The 17553-nt window shown below is 28.5% G+C and carries 12 protein-coding genes; 2 read left to right on the top strand and 10 right to left on the bottom strand.

The window, feature by feature from the left end; genetic code table 11:
* The 4 genes from LXD69_RS16475 to LXD69_RS16460 form a co-directional block, all read right to left on the bottom strand.
* Window positions 1–1707, bottom strand: coding sequence for a DNA cytosine methyltransferase (locus LXD69_RS16475; protein WP_246916176.1), 1707 nt, complete (start codon window positions 1705–1707; stop codon window positions 1–3).
* A gap of 718 nt (window positions 1708–2425) precedes the next feature.
* Entirely contained in the window at window positions 2426–3724 is a 1299-nt protein-coding gene (locus LXD69_RS16470) for a hypothetical protein (RefSeq protein ID WP_246916175.1), read from the bottom strand.
* Window positions 3725–3936: 212 nt separating this feature from the next.
* Window positions 3937–4515, bottom strand: coding sequence for a hypothetical protein (locus tag LXD69_RS16465; RefSeq protein WP_246916174.1), 579 nt, complete (start codon window positions 4513–4515; stop codon window positions 3937–3939).
* 102 nt (window positions 4516–4617) lie between these two features.
* Window positions 4618–6429, bottom strand: coding sequence for an AAA family ATPase (locus LXD69_RS16460; protein WP_246916173.1), 1812 nt, complete (start codon window positions 6427–6429; stop codon window positions 4618–4620).
* 1119 nt (window positions 6430–7548) lie between these two features.
* Here LXD69_RS16460 and LXD69_RS16455 point away from each other — a divergent pair.
* A complete protein-coding gene (locus LXD69_RS16455; RefSeq protein WP_246916172.1) occupies window positions 7549–7740 on the top strand; it encodes a helix-turn-helix domain-containing protein in 192 nt (63 codons plus the stop codon).
* 303 nt (window positions 7741–8043) lie between these two features.
* Window positions 8044–8646, top strand: a complete 603-nt coding sequence (locus LXD69_RS16450) for an NAD(P)H-dependent oxidoreductase (RefSeq protein WP_045966582.1) — start codon at window positions 8044–8046, stop codon at window positions 8644–8646.
* A gap of 490 nt (window positions 8647–9136) precedes the next feature.
* Here the strand turns inward: LXD69_RS16450 and LXD69_RS16445 are convergent, their stop codons facing one another.
* The 6 genes from LXD69_RS16445 to LXD69_RS16420 form a co-directional block, all read right to left on the bottom strand.
* Window positions 9137–10072 carry a BsuBI/PstI family type II restriction endonuclease gene (locus tag LXD69_RS16445; protein ID WP_045967430.1) on the bottom strand — a complete coding sequence of 312 codons (936 nt, stop codon included), beginning with the start codon at window positions 10070–10072 and terminating at the stop codon, window positions 9137–9139.
* Between the two features lie 4 nt (window positions 10073–10076).
* The gene (locus LXD69_RS16440) at window positions 10077–11651 is read right to left on the bottom strand and encodes an Eco57I restriction-modification methylase domain-containing protein (RefSeq protein WP_045966583.1); all 1575 of its coding nucleotides are present in this window, start codon (window positions 11649–11651) and stop codon (window positions 10077–10079) included.
* Between the two features lie 770 nt (window positions 11652–12421).
* Window positions 12422–14752, bottom strand: a complete 2331-nt coding sequence (locus LXD69_RS16435; RefSeq protein ID WP_246916171.1) for an outer membrane beta-barrel family protein — start codon at window positions 14750–14752, stop codon at window positions 12422–12424.
* A 100-nt stretch (window positions 14753–14852) separates the two neighbouring features.
* The gene (locus tag LXD69_RS16430) at window positions 14853–15557 is read right to left on the bottom strand and encodes a response regulator transcription factor (protein ID WP_246916170.1); all 705 of its coding nucleotides are present in this window, start codon (window positions 15555–15557) and stop codon (window positions 14853–14855) included.
* Window positions 15558–15763: 206 nt separating this feature from the next.
* Window positions 15764–16657, bottom strand: a complete 894-nt coding sequence (locus LXD69_RS16425; protein WP_246916169.1) for a hypothetical protein — start codon at window positions 16655–16657, stop codon at window positions 15764–15766.
* A 55-nt stretch (window positions 16658–16712) separates the two neighbouring features.
* On the bottom strand, window positions 16713–17552 hold the full coding sequence (locus tag LXD69_RS16420; RefSeq protein WP_246916168.1) for a DUF6896 domain-containing protein: 840 nt from the start codon (window positions 17550–17552) through the stop codon (window positions 16713–16715).
* Between the last annotated feature and the right edge of the window lies 1 nt (window position 17553).

Here is a 17553-nt window from a genome sequence, read left to right as displayed (position 1 = left end):
TTACTTATTATTTGCAATGGAAGAAATTTTATTGACAGCATAAAGAGCAAAAACTTGTTTAATGGGTACTACAGATTTGTTTTCAAATACTACTTTTTCTGTTTGCTCAAATGTAGAATTTGGGCATCCAACTTTTTCTATAATTTTTGCAATTTCATCTACAAGCATTGTAGGTTCATTTAAATTCTCAACCGATATTTGTTTCTCATACATATCTTGGAGTTGTATTTTATTTCCAATTTTTTCAGAAAATCCATTGTTGATGATTTCCAAGAATCTCTTGCCACCCTTGAAACTTTTGATAAGTGGTTCTAATTCTTTGTAGTATTCATCTTCAATCTTTTGGACTGGAAATCCTTCTCCCGTTCCATATTGAATAGAAGTAAACCATTTGTTTTTTGTTTTACTACTTTTATCAATATCGTAATTAGATAATGTTACTGTTAAATTGCCGTCTTTTATAGGGTGTCTTCTAAATCTTGCACCTTTATTTTTTACAGGAGGATTATTAAATTCCTTTAGTTTGTAGGTATTTAAATTAAGTACTCCTTCAAGTTTAGGTGTTTTATTTATAATTAATTTCTTGGGCTTACTAAGTTTAAAAAACTGCAATGTTGTATCTGCCAAGGCTCGACTAACAGCACAGCAAACAGCATTTCCAACAAGCCTCCATTTAGTGTTTTCAGAACCAATAAACTGATAAGTAATTGGGAATCCCATAATAATTGCTGCTTCTCTTACAGTTGGTAATCTATATTCTCCATCTCCAGTTCTTTTAATCTCTGATTTATAGATAATAGATTCCCGTGAGTTAGCAATTTTAGTTGCAGTAATAGTTCTGCTTGGGTTATTACTATTCTCAGGAAAAGACATTTTTCCCATATAAGGGTGGTTTTGTTTCCAAAATTTTGAAAACTTCCATTCAACCTCATAAACACCAGTATCATAGAAATGATCTGTAACCTGATTCTGAGGAATTCTTATATCATAATTTATGTCTTTTACTTTTGTGAGATCTTCTTCCTGATATGGGGTTGGAAAATTTTGTTGAATAATTTTTATTGATTTATATAAAGGTAAGCTCCCTTTTATTTTTGGATTAGAATGAGTGTGATTGGGTATTATAAGTTTCTTTTGTTTAATAATCTCACCTGATATTACACGCTTTCTTGCTTGTATTGATCCATAATCTGCTGAATTAATTACAGTTGTATTTTCAAATAAATCAATTGCAATTTTGTTTGGACTTATTTTGTGCTCATTAGCCCAATCTGTAAGCCCTAAATCTTTAAAAGTATATGCAGTTTGTAAGTATCGCTTGGAATTTACAACGTTTTCCATAAACCAAGCTTTTAGTATAGAATTTGGTTGATGTTTTTTTACAGCTATTATCTTCAAGAAGGTTTCGGTTAATTTAACTCCCAATGACTTATCTGCCTTTCCAGATTTGTTAGAACTAGAAAAGCTTACACAAGGAGGGCTTCCGAGAATAATGTCTGTGTTCGGTATAGCGTTGATTTCATCAATTGAATTATCGAAATCTAAAATGTTCTTTGGGCTACATTGTAAATTGAAGTTATGATTATATGTGTCAACAGCAGGTTTCCAATGGTCATATCCGTAAATTATATCATAGCCCATTTGCCTAAAGCCTTCGGAAAAGCCTCCTGCTCCACAAAAAAAGTCTATTACTGTTAATTTTTTCATATACGGGTCAAATCTACGTTTTTTCTTAATTTTTATTCAGTTTAGCGTTGGTTTTTGTTTCGGCAAAAAACCAAATGTGCGGCTTGTTTAAACTTGATTATAACTTGTTTGTATTAATGGTAAAACCATGCAAAATAGTTTGTTTTTAGGTAAATAGGTATATAAAGCCTATTCGTTATTATTTATTTCTTACAAACCTAAACTATTCTTTTTAGTCTTGCAATACGTATAAATACGTATTTTTCATGCTTTTTTATACGTATTTATACGTACTAAAGGCTAAATGGTTTGCGATTCTTCTTTTTACAATGTGTTTTGTTTGCTTTGTTTTGGTAAAAATAAGATGTTTTGTTTTATTTGTTTTACGGTTTTCCGTAAAGGGGCGTTTTTTGTGGTTCTCGATACATTTTTTATGAAATTGCTATTCACATTTCTTAAAAAACATTCGAACTGACAACACAATCAACGTCACTTCGAGTGCGCAGCGTATCGAGAAGTTTTACTCCGATTCTCTCCGTTTAAAAACTTGAATATAAAAACGTTTTTTTAAGCTATGCTGTTTTTGTAAAACTACACTAATCTCAAAAAATAAACCTCCTTTAAATCACTTTAAAAAAGGTTGGATTTTTATGATTTTGATTCTGAAGCTTCGGGATGTTTTAAAAAATGGTAGTTGTGCAACAGTTACCTGTGTTAGCAGATGGTTTTATTATTCAAGTTATCTAAAATATTTTATACTTTCACCATTATAGTATCCAATTCCATCATTTTTGGTTAGAAATATAATTTCTTTTTCACTTATAAATTCAAACTTAATCACATTTAAATGTAAACAATAGTCTTTCTCATACTCTGAATTACATATTAGTTTTGGGTTAAAAAATAGTTTTTTTGAAAATGAACAATCTAAATTATTTAAAGTATAAAAACCTTTAGAGCTAAAGAAGTATAAATTACTATCGTATTTGTTATATGAAATATAACCTAAAATATTAACTTCATTTTCGGTTAATATGTTTTCTCTTAATTCTCTATCTTTATTTTTAAAACCCATAAAATTTCTCTCAAAAGCAATCTTATATCTTTCGGCTTCAAGAATATCTTGGTCAAAACAAGATGTATAATAATCACTATCCTTATTTGTGATTTTTTTAATAGTATCATCAACAAAATAATGGAAACCATTTCTTGTTGCGTATATTGAGTTAAGGACATCACTTGAAGTGGTGAAAAGTTCACCTTTGTTATTGTAAGTAGCACCTTTGGTTACACTTGAAATACCTAAACTATAAGGATATTTATAAACTGTATCCTTTTCTATAACTTTAATTATTTCTGGATATTTTTCTTTTAATTTTGTGAAATACTCATTTCTATCTTTATAATTAATCCCATCGTCAAGTCTTAACCAATCATCGTAAATGAATTCTTTTTTATTTAAATCAAAATAATAAACATTTCCTCCCCATTCACCTTCATCATAGGCAAACCAAATAAAATTCATTCTATCTAAATAGATGAAATCAGGCTCAATTAGTTGTTTTCCAGTGTACTTTGCTCTAACTTTACCATAAAAGTTGGTTTCCTTTTTAGGTATATAATCTTTTCTATTGTAGTAAATAGATTTGTTAGAATAAATTATATATTCATCTTTTGAATTTATTAGTACAGAAAATATTTCTGCATCGATTTTCTCAATCTGGTTAACTTTATGTTTGTTATTTAGTATAAATATTCTACCATCTTTACTTCCAAATACCAATTCGTTATTTGATTTTTTTGCTATTGCAGTAATGTTATTTTTAATTAATTTGAAATTATCTTTCTTTAAATCAATTTCAATTAAATCATTATTTTGGGATATAGCATATAATTTATTTTTTACTGATACAAAATCTTTGTATTCGGAATTCAATAATTTTATTTGGGTTTTTGAAACGCTATCATTTTGAAAATTACTCTGTGCAATTCCTATAATGCTGAAGAGACAAAAAAGATATATTATATAGAATTTCATTGAGGATATTTTTTTACGTTTTTTAGGAGAAACTATCTGCTAACGTTTTGAGGCTTTAAGAAGTGGCGGAAAATTCGTCACTGCCCATTACAAATATACCGAAAAGGTTTTAAGATAATTGATAAAAAAAGCACTGAAGTGCTTTCACTAACTCCTCCAATTATACACTGGCGTTAGCCATTTCTTAAAACCGCTGTTATAGGCAGTGCATATTAGCACCATTCAGTTAATCTTTTTAATTTGTCAATATGCTCAGAGTTTACTAAATCAATTTGATAATCAATATTTGTATTAAATGTTATATTATCAATAAAATTAAGATTTAAGGTTTTGTTGGTAATGAAAACTTTAGTTGGCTTGAAAATTCTTTTAAAGGAAAGAGTTTTTTGTAATTCATCTGGATTGGAACTTAAAATGAATGGATTTTCTATGGTTTTAAAAATGAAAGGGAAATTATTTTTTCCAACAAATATGACTTCATTTTCGGTCAAATAAATTTCTAGTTTACATGGGTAACTTGGATAATTTTTTTTAAGCCCAGTTGCAGAATAGTAGCATTTGTTACCGTAAAGTTTTACATATTGTTTGGTATTTAGATATTTAAAGATTTTAGTTACTCTTTTTTTGTTGACAATTGTTTTCACCACTGATATTATGATCAACATTGAAAGTAGAAATAGTACAATGACTATAATATTTTTAAATTGCATTTGTTGCTTCGTTTTATTTTTGCGACGAGTTTTGTTGCATTGCCTATAACGGTCTCGGCTATGAACAGTTGGGGCTTTCATGCCCTAACTTTTCGGTTTAGCACCGACCTTTGCTTTATATTTATATTTTCGTTTTATCACTTTCGCCCCAATTGTTTATAGCCAATGTTGTAGCCAGTACTTTTATGGTACAAGGCTAAAAAAATCAGCAAACATTTCTGAAAATTCAAATCTATCTGTTCTATTATCATCATATTTTTCAACTTCCCTTATTTGTTCAGCAGTCATTAAAGTCCAATAATTTTCGAGAACATTTTGCTTTCTTGAGGTTTTCTCTGCTGCAATTAAAACCTTTGCATCACAAGTATCTGTAAAGGTGAATGTACTGCCTGCTGGTAAATTCAAAACGTCAAGATGTACATAATTTTCTGGCTCTCGTTTTAATGTCAGATAAGCTTTTATTCCATTGTTCTGTAGTTCTTGAATTGTATCAATATTTTGTTGTTCTTCGTGAGTTCCTTTATCTGAATCAAGCAAAACACAATATGGAATATCGAATTGTTCAATTAGTTTTAATGTAGTCCAATGTTTTAAATTACCACAGCCTCCGATTGGTACTAATGCAATTCTTTTCTCCTCAAAAGTATGGTCAATGTATCCACCATTTTTTAATTGAGTGGCTGTATGACTTACAAACGTAATATCACTTTTACCCTCTAAAAGCAAAATCGCGTTTGCAGATTTCGAAATAGGGTCGGCTAAAACACCTAAAGTTTCAGCTATCTTCTCAAAAACCTCTTCTGTTCCAAGTTCAACTGTTCTGTCGTTTCCATTTTTTTGAATAAAACGCAAACTATTTAGTGGAAGAAGTCCTCCAAGTGCAGGTGTGTGAGTAGTTAGAATGATTTGTGAATTTCCCGTATTTGAAAGCTCTATGAAAGCCTGAATTAACATTTCTTGGTGGTCAGGATGTTGAGAGGTTTCAGGTTCTTCAAACGCAAAAATTATTTGATTACCAGGATTCTGAGCTCTCAATCTTTCAGCTTCCGCTCTAAAAAAATTAAGCAATATTAATCGTCTAATTCCACTTCCCCTTTTGTTAATTGGAATGTCTTCTTCTGATTTTATGGTTAGTTTAAACTGTGAATCAAATTTGGGCTCTGTTTTAAATTCAGGAATTAGTTCATTAGCCAAATCAGGCGACATTTCTTTTAACTTTTCTAAAGTTCTATTGGCTGTGTCAACCGCCTTAATTCTAACTTGTTCTTTTATATGTTCAATTTCGGCATTGAGTTCTGCTAATGCTTGTGAAACTGCAATTTTCATTGGGTCAGTTACTTCCTTGTCATCATCTTTACTTTGTCTGTCAGATTGAAAAAGTGCATAAAGTGGTAGATAAGATTTTAGAGTATCATACACCCTTTTAGTATCTTCTTTATCTACTAATAATTCTGTTACTTCAAGTTGTAAATCTTCAAATGAGTCTCTAATTGCTTGACGGATTGATGAATTTACATTTCCATTATAATTTTCGGTGGGAATCCCTAATTGGTTCGCCCTTTGTTTAAGTTCCGCCTTTTTAAGTGTCAATAAATCGTTACCATTTTCAACACTTGGATGATTACAAATTATATAAACTTTCTCCTTAGGTTTTGCCGCTGTTGCAGGAAACTCTTTCTTAATCTCAAGTTTGTTTTCTGCATTGAGTAGGTGTTCAACTTCAAGAGATGTTGGATTTGCAGCGTCAATTATTAATTCGGCAGGAAACTCGGTAAAAACACAGGTAATTTCTATTTTGTTATTGTCTGCTGATATATTCAAATCTTCTTTTTCACAGTTAACCAACGAATTGTTGAAGAAAATTTCAAGTGCTTCAAGTATAGAAGATTTTCCTGCATCATTTTTTCCAATAAATGCGGTAAGGTTTGAAATTGGAATTACAGTTTCCGTTTGGTAACCTCGAAAATTTTTGATTTTAACTGTTTCTAATTTCATTGGTTGGTCTTTTTTCGTATTGGCTACAACACAAATATATACGAAAGTTTTTAATAAATTAAAAGAGTGTCAACAAAACAATCAAAAAACCTATAAATCGCAACTATTCAGGTCGTTACATCGTGATTATAGTTTGCGTAATTGGTATATATAATTAAAAAATATTATATTTAACCTGTTGGGTGTAATTAATTTTTGATAATTTTTTTTGTCAGTTCGAACTGACGACTCAAACTACGTCACTTCGAGTGCGAAGCGTATGGAGAAGTTATACAAAAACTTCCATTGCTAATGGGATGCTTACAGCATGACAAGTTTGTGGTTCTTAATACACATCACTTCGAGTGCGAAGCGTATCGAGAAGTTACACAAGAACTCAACATTCTTTTCATAAAAACAACATTTATAATAGCCTTGAGAAACTGCTAATAAAACCCTTTACAGGGTAACAATTTTGATATAAAATGTTTGAAATTTGAAGAAGAAAAGATGAAGTGTGTTACTTTTTTTTAATTTCCACTAACCACTAATTTTTTAGGTTTAGTAGCAGTCAAGTAGCAGTTTTGTTCGGAAGTTGTTGCGAAAAAGTGCCTGTTTACCGCTGCTTGACCGAAGCTTTTCCGAACAATCTCCGAACAAAGGCCTTATTTAACCCCTTTAAGTACGTCAAAACACATCAAAACACGTCAAAACCGGTCAAAACACGTCAAAACCATTCACGAGCCCTATTTTTAGTGATTTTGGCAAAGTTGTTGGATTATGATAAATAGTTTCTTTTAGTCATTAGTTAACAGTCATAAACATTTACTAAGTGCTAGTTTAGGAACTATTGTTGTTGTATAATGGAAATTATGGTATGGTAACTAAATTTTAGGAAGTGAAAAGGCACAGAGTTTAGATCTTGTACTTTTTTAGTTTAGTATTTTTTAGGGTAGAAATATAAGATGAATCTTGTTTTAAACACAACGAATAGAAAAATTGATGTAAAATTTCAATTTTCGTTTCATAAAAAGTAAAAAATAGAATAATTAGTGTTAATTGTTGTTGTTTTAACAAATTTGTCTTATAAAATGGAATGGTTTTAGTATTTGTTTTTTTGTACTTAAAAACCTTTACGTTATGAAAAAAGAAATTGAATATTTAAAAAGAGAAATTACACTTATGAAGGTTTTACTTTTAGACTTAATGCCGCATAAAGAAGAAGATTGGCTAGATAGCGCGGATGTTAAACAGCTTTTTAATTTTAGTGAAAGAAAATTATACCGATTGTGCAAAGCCAATGTCATTCCTCATACTAAAATAGGGGAGTAGGTGGGGTTTAGTAGTCGTTTTCTGTTGTCTTATTCTCTATACACGTCATTTCGAGAGCAAAGCGTATTGAGAAGTATTGTTTCAGTACACGATCTCGATATTTTTTAACTCCGATTCTGATTACTCCATTCCATTATTATTAAGTATTCTTTTGCTTGTTGATTTTTTTTTAATTATTTTTTCACGTGTTTCCATTCAAATTGCGTTTTTCCGAGTTTTTAGTAAGTTACTTACTAAGAGGTAAGTACTTGACAAGTATGTAGTTATTTGTCAAATTTGCAAATAAATAATAAATAGTAAATAATGAAAGAATTATTAATAATACATACTCATCAAAAATATGAAGGTATCTCAGAGGGAAAGTTAAACAAAACTTTAGCTGATACTACGAGACTTTTTTTTAAGAATCAAAATTGGCATTTGGAAGAAACGTTTATAGGTAAAGGTTATGACTCAAAAACTGAAGTTGAAAAACACCTTAAAGCGGATTTAATTATAATACATACTCCAATTTTTTGGTTTAATACACCTTGGATTTATAAAAGATATGTTGATGAAGTTTTCATGGAAGGGCTTTTATCTAATACTATGTTAGATGGCGATGGGAGAACTCGTTCAGATATTTCAAAGCAATATGGAACTGGAGGTCTTTTAAAAGATAAAAAAGTATTTGTTGTAGCAACATGGAATGCTCCCGAAAATTGTTTTAATGATGTAAGTCAGCAATTAATGAAAGGAAAAAAAGCTGATGATGTATTATTCAACCTTATTTTGAATTATAGATTTTGTGGTTTCCAAGATTTATCGAATTTTCATTGTTTTGATGTTGTTAAAAACCCAAATATTGAAGAGTATATCAATGGTTATGAAAAACACTTAAATTCTATAATTCAAAATATTGATTAGATTTTTATTTTTACTTGTTGCCAACTTGTAATGGTTTGCAAATTTTCTTTTTACAATGTGTTTTGTTTGCTTTGTTTTGGTAAAAATAAGATGCTTTTATTTATTTTACGGTTTTCTGTAAGGGAGTGTTTTTTGTGGTTCTCGAGTTCTCGATACTCGTCACTTCGAGTGCGCAGCGTATCGAGAAGTTGTAAAAGAACCTCAATATTTTTTTCATAAAAACACTCAAATTAATGTATAGTATTATAGAGTTAGTTGCTAGTGGGATGCTTACAGCATGACAAGTTTGTGGTTCTCTACGTTTAAAAACTCGAATATAAAAAAACGTTTTTTAAGTTATGCTGTTTTATAAAATGGTACTTATTTCAAAAAAATAAGGCTCTTTTAAATGGCTTCAAAAGAGATTTATTTTATTAATTATTTTTAAAAAATAGTTTTTTAGAAGGGTTGTGCAATAGCTATGGCTGTTGTAGGTAATGCCATTTTCGGTTTATCTTGGTCCCATAAATCTATCGCCGTTGAAATGTATCATGTGGTCTGGAACTTCCATTAACCAAACTTCTGTGTCCCAAGCAATATTTGATGAGTGCTTTTTAAATTCGCTCATATCAGGAAATGCAGTTACATAGACTTTTCCAATTTTACAGTTTTTTAGAAACTCTTCTAATTCCACAATTCTTTTCGGAGAAACTGGTCCGTGAGAAGTAACTGCTTCTATTAGGAAAAGCCAACTTCTTTCAGAATCAAATATTACAACATCAGGTAATTTACTGTGTTGGTCAATTGGAATTCCTAACTCTTTTAATTTTTCTTCATTAACATATAAGTCCTTTTTCGCTGTATCACCTAAATATAGTAAAGTACCACCATTTGCAAATCTTGGTGCGAATTGTTCTACAATTGCTGCTTGAACTTCATTATGTTTTCCTGCTGAAAGTTTTATTATATCTCCGTTTGCAAGTTTAACAGGAATTTGAATTAATTCTCTTTCCTTTAAATAAACTTCGGAAAGTTTACCAACAATTGAAATGAATTTTTTTACTGAATTATTCCAACCTTTTGTTTTATAGGTTTTTACAACTTCTAAAAATTCATTTGTAATTGCATAATGAGCTCTTGGACTATTTACTGGTAAATTAGGATTGTCAGGATTATAATCTACTAATCTTGCTTGTACAAATTGGTGTAAAACATTTCTTCGAAATGTTTCTCTTGTATTTGGAGCGTAATTTTTATTGTAATTTTCATTTACAAAAATCATTATACCTTTCGTAACACCTAAACTTTGTTTAGTTGCATTTGCCCAATTATCGTTTTCTTTTATGTTGCAAATAGCCAAAAAGGTAAGTGCTGACATTTCATTATATTGTGCTGGCGGTAAGCCAATTGTTTTTAATATTTCTTGCGCTTCAAGTAATTTGCTCATAAATTTATATAAAAATATTCTCAAATTCAAAATAGGAGTTCACGATTTGGTTTACGTTTTCCATTGAATAATCATTTGTTAGTATTATTTTATTTCCTATTTCTTTTATTTCATTTAATGTTGGTATTTTCATACCTCTTAATTCTGTTGCACTTACATTTACATTTCCATTAAATATTTGGAAATATGTGTCAAATAATTCGCTATTCAGCAATGCGCAAAGTCCTGCCACTTCACTTCGTTCTAAATGTCCATTTTTTCTATAAATATAATTTAATTTATTTTCCACTCCGATAAAATTAGATTTTGCATAATTGCAAAAATAAGGAGAAGCAATCAGTCTACTTTTATCATCTTTTGTACTGAAACGTCTTAAAAAAATATAATTCTTGTTAGGAAGCAAGATAGATTTTGAACTGTCTTCTATTTTGATAAATTGACCTTTATTTTTTGATGTAATTGGCCATTCTAGAAACATTTTATTTACATTGTGCAACCAAAATAAAGGTGCTAAAAAAACGGTTCCATTTTGATAGTTATTTTGGATATAATCCCAAGAACGAAATGAAACAACTGGTCCGGTCGAGATTTGTATATTGTGATCTATTAAATTATTTTTCCAAGAAGTAACTAGATTTAAAATACTTTCTTCTTTGTCATTTGTTGGTAAGTGTAATATTTTTTCTTCTGATTTCATATCAATTAATTCGGATGAAAGAAAATATTTGACAGAAGGTTCAAATATATCTTTTATTCCTAAACTCGATGATATTATAACTTGTTTGTTTGGATTTATAGGTTCATTAATTGCTTTAATAATAACGGTTTCTTGTAAAACACTATCTCTATTAAAAGTATCTTTTCGAGAATTGAATAAATGAATTTTATCAATTTGTACAGTTTTAAAAAAAAGTTGTCTAAAAGCTTTAAAATAATTTCCTGAAGCAAAGCTTCTTGGAGTAATAAAAATTAATTCTCCGTTTTCTTTTAATAATTTAGAAGCAATTCCCATAAATATGGAATAAATATTTGGTTGTCCACTTACAAGTTCTTTTGCCGCAATGGTTTTTATATCATCTTTTGCTAATTTGAAATAAGGAGGATTAGAGATTATTAAATCAAAATTATTTTTTGATAAAGTTTTTGTTTTTAATGCTTTAGCATTATCTAAAATAAAATCGTGAATATGCAAAAGATATTGAAATTTAACATTTCTTTCTTTAAGCCAAAACTTTAAATAATCTAATGCTTTTTGAGAAAATGAGATTAAATTTGGATCAGTTTCGTAAGCAACTATGTCTACAAAGTTTAGTTTTTTATTCTTATTTGTTAGGTTTTCTATTAATGCACAAGTTAAAACTGCTGCTCCACAACCTGGATCTAATATTCTTAAACTTTCACTTTTTAAATCTGAAAATGAAGCCATTAAATTTGCAATTGGAGTAGGTGTGAAAAACTGTCCGCTTTCTTTTTTATGTTTAATAGAAACTGATTTTGTATAATAAATACCTAATCTGTCAGCGTATTCACTAGGCAGTTCATCTTTTAAGGGCTCGATATTTATTTTCTCTATTATCATAGTAACAAAGGTAACAAAAATCAAATTTAATTAAGGTTATATTGTTTTGTTAAGGATTTTATTTTTCTTGTATTTTTTTTTCAGAAGATGTCGATTTCTATGATTTTTTTGGCATTGCAGATAACTTGTTTATTAAGTGTAACAAAATCATACAAAGCCAACTTGTATTGGTTAGGTATGTGTGATAAAGTATATTTTTATACTTACAAACCTAACCTATTCTTTTTACAATGTGTTTTGTTTGCTTTGGTAAAATAAGATGCTTTTTATTTATTTTAGGGTTTTCTGTAAGGGAGTGTTTTTTGTGGTTCTCGAGTTCTCGATACTCGTCACTTCGAGTGCGAAGCGTATCGAGAAGTTTTATTCCATTTTATTTCATAAAAAAACTCGAACAGACGGAGTGGTGGTTTGGAGTATTATTTTCAGTATAATCATTCAACACAATCTACGTCCCTTTGGGTGTGGAGCGTATGTGGAAGTTATACAAGGACTTAACATTCTTTTCATAAAAATACCTAAACTAATGTATAGTATTATAGAGTTAGTTGCTAATGGGATGCTTACAGCATGACAAGTTTGTGGTTCTCTATGTTTAAAAACTCGAATATAAAAAACATTTTTTAAGTTATGCTGTTTTATAAAATAGTACTTATTTCAAAAAAATAAGGCTCTTTTAAATGGCTTCAAAAGAGATTTATTTTATTAATTATTTTTAAAAAATAGTTTTTTAGAAGGGTTGTGCAATAGCTATGGCTGTTGTGTGTTGTTTTTTATCTAATTCTATTCGAGTTTTGGTCAATATCTCTTTCTTGATAATTTGAATCTTTAATCTTTCCAAATTTATAACGTATTGAAAGTGATATTTCTCTTGTATCCGTATAATATATTCCTTTAGAAATGATATTGTTTATGGTTAAATCTTCATTAAAATTCATATTCCTGAAAACATCATTAAAGTTTATTGTGCAATCAAAATTTTTAAGTAATGTTTTAGACAATGCTAAATTCATAATGAATAATGAATTTCGTTTAAAAATTCCTTCTTTCCTTTCTGTTAAACCCCAACCTGTAATTGAAAAATTGAATTCTTTAGGTAATTCAAAAATATGATTTGAATAATAGTATAAATAGGGCTTTGATTCATTAAAAACAGCAGATTTATCTTCGATTTTGTTTACAATAAAATTAAAACTGTTTGTTGAATTCCAAATGTTATGTTTAAATGGAAGTGTAAACTCTAAATCTATACCCGATTCTTTGGTATAATTAATAGAATTAAATGTAATTAAGTTAACAGTAGAATCATATGAAAACGCAAAATTTACAGGATCTTTGCTACGATAGAAATTTAGCTTTACAGATTTGTCTTTGTACTGAAAAGTTCCCGAAATTTCATCTGTAATTGTTGGATTTAAATTAATATTTCTTGAATAAACTAAATAAGGGTTTGTATAAATTGATATTTGGCTTGTTGATGAATAATTGGGTCTTGAAATACTTTTAGCATAATTAAAGCGTATAGTTTTTGTGCTATCAATAGGAATGTCAAGCTGGATTTTAGGAAAAAAATTAGTGTAATCTTTATCGATTAATAAAAAATCATCATTTGCATATTTTCCTTTAATGCTTGTGTTTTCTGTTCGTAATCCAAATAAATAATTTATTTTTTTAATTTTTCCAGATAATTGTGTATATCCTGATATGTTTTTCTCTTTAAAATTATAATTTGAGTTTTCATTATTATTTGAAATAAAGTCTAAAACTTCAAAATCAGTTTTAGCTTCTGCTGATAAGTATAAGGCTCCAACTTCCCATTTCATTTCATTTTTAAATGTTTTTTCTAAATCAGTTTTTCCTGAAAATACATCTACATTAAATTTTTGATTTCTGTTTTGTGTTAAGTCAAATTGAGTGTTATCATAATTGTTTTGGATAATGCTATTTGATTTTTGATTAAAATTAGAGAATTGGAAACCTGTAAATAAGTTTATGTCTAAAGGTTTTATTTTTTTGTTGTAGTTAACAAATGAATTTAAAAAGTTTCTATTTTCATCATTATTATTTAATGTTTCAATTTTATTTTGAACATTGTTTTGATCATGGAAAGTATTAGTCGTGTTTTCGTCATTGTCTTTTTGAATTTTTCCACTCAAATTGAATGATAAATAATCATCTTCATTAATTTGATGATAAAGACCACCTCCTAGAATAAATTGACGTCTTTTGGAGTATGATTCGGCAATAAAATTTGAAGTTATATTGTCATTTGGAATTTCAAGATTATTCGCTGCACTTTCCCAAGGATTTAATTGATTGTAGTTGAAATTAGTTTTTATTTCGGTTTTATTCTTTTTAAAATTTGAATTTATTCCTAAGTAATTATTAAATCTCTTTTTAACTGAAGCAACTTCAGAAATAGTAGTTTCAAATTTGTCTTTTTTGCTTAGTTTTCTTGTAATTAAAATTACTGCTCTTCCTTCGGCTTCATATTTAGACGAAGGGTTTTTGATAATTTCTAGTGTCTTAATATCTTCAACCGATAAAGTATTTAAATCATTTATTCCTACTCTTTGATTATCTATATAAATTAATGGGTTTCCTCTCCCAATTATAGATATGTTTTCCTGATCTCCACTTATTTGTATCCCTGGAAGTTTTGAAAGTAAATCTATTGGATTTGGAATGGCTTTAAAAATAGAATTGGCAATATCGACTTTAATGTTTCCGTTTGAATTTGTAAAAGTCTTTTTATTCCCTTTTACTACAATTTCGTTTAGTTCAGTAAAATTAATTTTAGTTAATTCTATTTTTAAAGTTAGATTTTTATTTAAAAAAACTTTTTGTTCAAATTCTTCAAACTCTTCACAAGTAATAAGAAGCGTATAATTTCCTTCGTTTAATGAAGTAAAAATTAATTGCTTATCTACAATAGATTCTGTTTTAATAATTTGGTTTGTTTTTGCATCAAATAGATAGGCATTACCTTCTTTTATAGTTTCATTTCCTGAACCTATGAGTTCTATTTTTAAAGTAAAATTATTTTGTGAAAGTCCAATTAAACAAGAGAAGAATAATGCGAATGAATAATATTTTTTAAGCATTTTATTTTAATAGTGTTTTTAATTAATACTTCTACAAATAAAAAAAAAGCACTCTTTAAAGTGCTTTTTCTGTTGTATGATTTAAGTACTAGTACTGGTACTATTTTTGAAATTTATTAATTAATTCTTTTCTATTAGAGACATTTAACTTGCTATAAATATTAGTGATGTGTGTTTTAACAGTGTTTAAACTAATAAAGAGTTCTTCTGCAATTTCTTTATTGCTTTTACCATTTAGTATATGCTCTTTAATTTTTATTTCTTGATTACTAAGTTCTTCAATAATGTTTAATCTTTTTTGAGATTTTAATGAGTAAATAGTATAGATAAGAATTGCTATTATGATTCCAAAGATAATGTTTAGGATTATGCTAAAAGTTTGTTTCTTTTCTAAATTAATCAAATAGTAGCTATTCAATTCTTTTTCTAGAAAAAAATATTCTTGATTATTTATTTCACTAGATTTTAATTCTTCAAGTAAGCGAATATAATATTCTGAATTTAGTGAAATATCTTTTTGAAGTAATTTTTTTTCATTTAATTCTTTTAGACTTAGCAGTTTTATGGCTAGTGTTTTTAAAGAATCTTTTGAGTAGGTTCTAATTTTTTCTAAATAATCTTCTGTTGTAACAGCCTTTATTTGTCTTTTAAATTTTTCAAATTTTTGTTCTTCTTCATCAATAAAATCATATTCTTTAGTATATATTTCTGAAGGTGATAGTTTTTTTGGTGGTATAATTTGAGTATTGTTTTGCCCAAATAGTTTAACGGTGATAATGAATAACAGGAAAATATAATTTTTCATTTTTATCTAAAAACTTTTAATTTAAAAAAATCTCTATAAAGTTACTATTATTTAGTCTTTATTCAAGAAGGGTCAAAATTGTTTACAATGTTTATGTATACGTAACTTAACTTATTAAAAAAAGAATAAACCAGAGGGAAATCCGCAGGATTTTCCGAGTAGGCGAGAACCAATCAATTATTTTTACACGGTGTTGGCAGCAGTAATTATTTTAGTTTCATTACTTTTTCCAACAATGGTGCAAGTCCGTTTTCTGTAATTGTGTCGTTGTTCCAAAAACTTAAAACGCAACTTACATAATTATCTCTAACCTCACTAGCAACATAGTAAATAGTTAATGTTTTTCCTCCAGACATTCCAGCCAATAGAGAAGTTACACCTGTAAAATCATAAATAACTTTTTTAGCTTTGGTCGGGTTTCCTTCAAATTCAATATCCACAAAATCTTCTGAAATCACTTTTCCGCCTTTTTTTGCTTTGGTCATCTCAAGTTGGTTGGCGACCGAATTTTGAGCGTCGGTCAAATCTTTATGAATAGACCAATTCATTTCTCCGTAATATGGACATTGAACGGTATTTACATTTGTCCAATAGCAACTATTTCCAAGTTTTATTTGTCTGCCAGCAAAATCAATACTGTCGATTGTCATTGGTTCAAAGACATTTTTAGGGATTTTATTTTCCAAAATTAGATTAATAAATTTTCGTTCAAAATCTCTATCTTGTTTATTTATAGAACCGAACCAGAAAACGGAAACTCTTTTACTTTCATTTTCCACAAAGTAATATGAGTTATTTTGAGTTAAGTTTTCAGATATTTTTTCGTTTTTGCTAACATAGTAGTTATTGAAAGATAATTTTTCGTCTTTTACTTTCAGTTCATTTTTATCAATTGAGTATTTTCTAAAAATCTTTTTGAGCCCTTTTTCTGAAAATTCACTGCTAAAAGTTTGGCTTGAAAAATTAACTCCGTCAATATTGTAAAATATAATATCTTGATTGTTAATCGCCTTTAATCGAGTAAAATAATCCTCTGAATTTTGTCCGAATATTGGAACAGTAATAAGTGATACCAGTAAAATGTAGATTAATTTTTCCATATGTTTTTCGTTTTTTTTATTGCACACAACGGTTGGTGTATGAGTAGTAGTGAATTTATGACCACATACGCTTAAGTTTAGACCAAAATAGATTATTATTATCTTTTGTTTTGGTAGAAATTCCACCATTATTTTTATACGTTGTTGTACATAGTCTTTCTTCTTCCAATTCCGTATCTGGGTTATAAACTTTAACTTTTTCTCTATCCGTTACTACAATTCCTCTTTCATTTGGCCAATTAGAATTCACGTATTCGAATTTTCCAATTTCCACCATTTTTTCTAAAATTCTTTTTCCGTCAGCGTAGTCGCAATATATTTCAACTGGTAAAGGCAGATATTCTTTAGTAGATTTAATAAAATCTGTGAAAAAATAAGGGTCAAGTTGTCCGAATTCCAATCCAAAGGTTAAAGGAATTTCAATTCGCTGTCCAGTTTTATTATTGGTTAATCCACAATGTATTCCGTGAAAAGCATATCTCCATTCGTTCATTTGTCCAACTGGCTTATATCCAAGTTTTTCAGTATGAAATAGAGTATTCATAGGGTATTTAGGATCAATTTTTATATTATGTTTTTCGGAAAATTTGTTTATCAATTTAATTGCTAAATTCCTATAATCTTTTGCGCATTTTTCAAAGAACTCTTGGTGTTCTTCGATTTCTTTGCCCGTAATTAATTTGACAATATTTATTTCAGGTTCTATTGTATGAACTGAAATTTGGAATTCAGGATGTTCAAGTTTCCATTGACTACCAATTTTTTCTCTTTTGGACTTAATTTCATTACCAAATACTATTTTCCATTCAATTCCTCTTTCAAGTGACTTGATGGTTTTAAAATTTGGAATATCATCCAGATTATTACAGATTTGTATTTTCTTAATTAGTTTCAAT

This window comes from Flavobacterium sediminilitoris (genome assembly GCF_023008245.1).
In the GTDB taxonomy this organism is placed as follows: Bacteria; Bacteroidota; Bacteroidia; order Flavobacteriales; family Flavobacteriaceae; genus Flavobacterium; species Flavobacterium sediminilitoris.
Note: the sequence above shows the minus strand (reverse complement) of the source record. Positions and strands in the feature narration are given on the sequence as shown.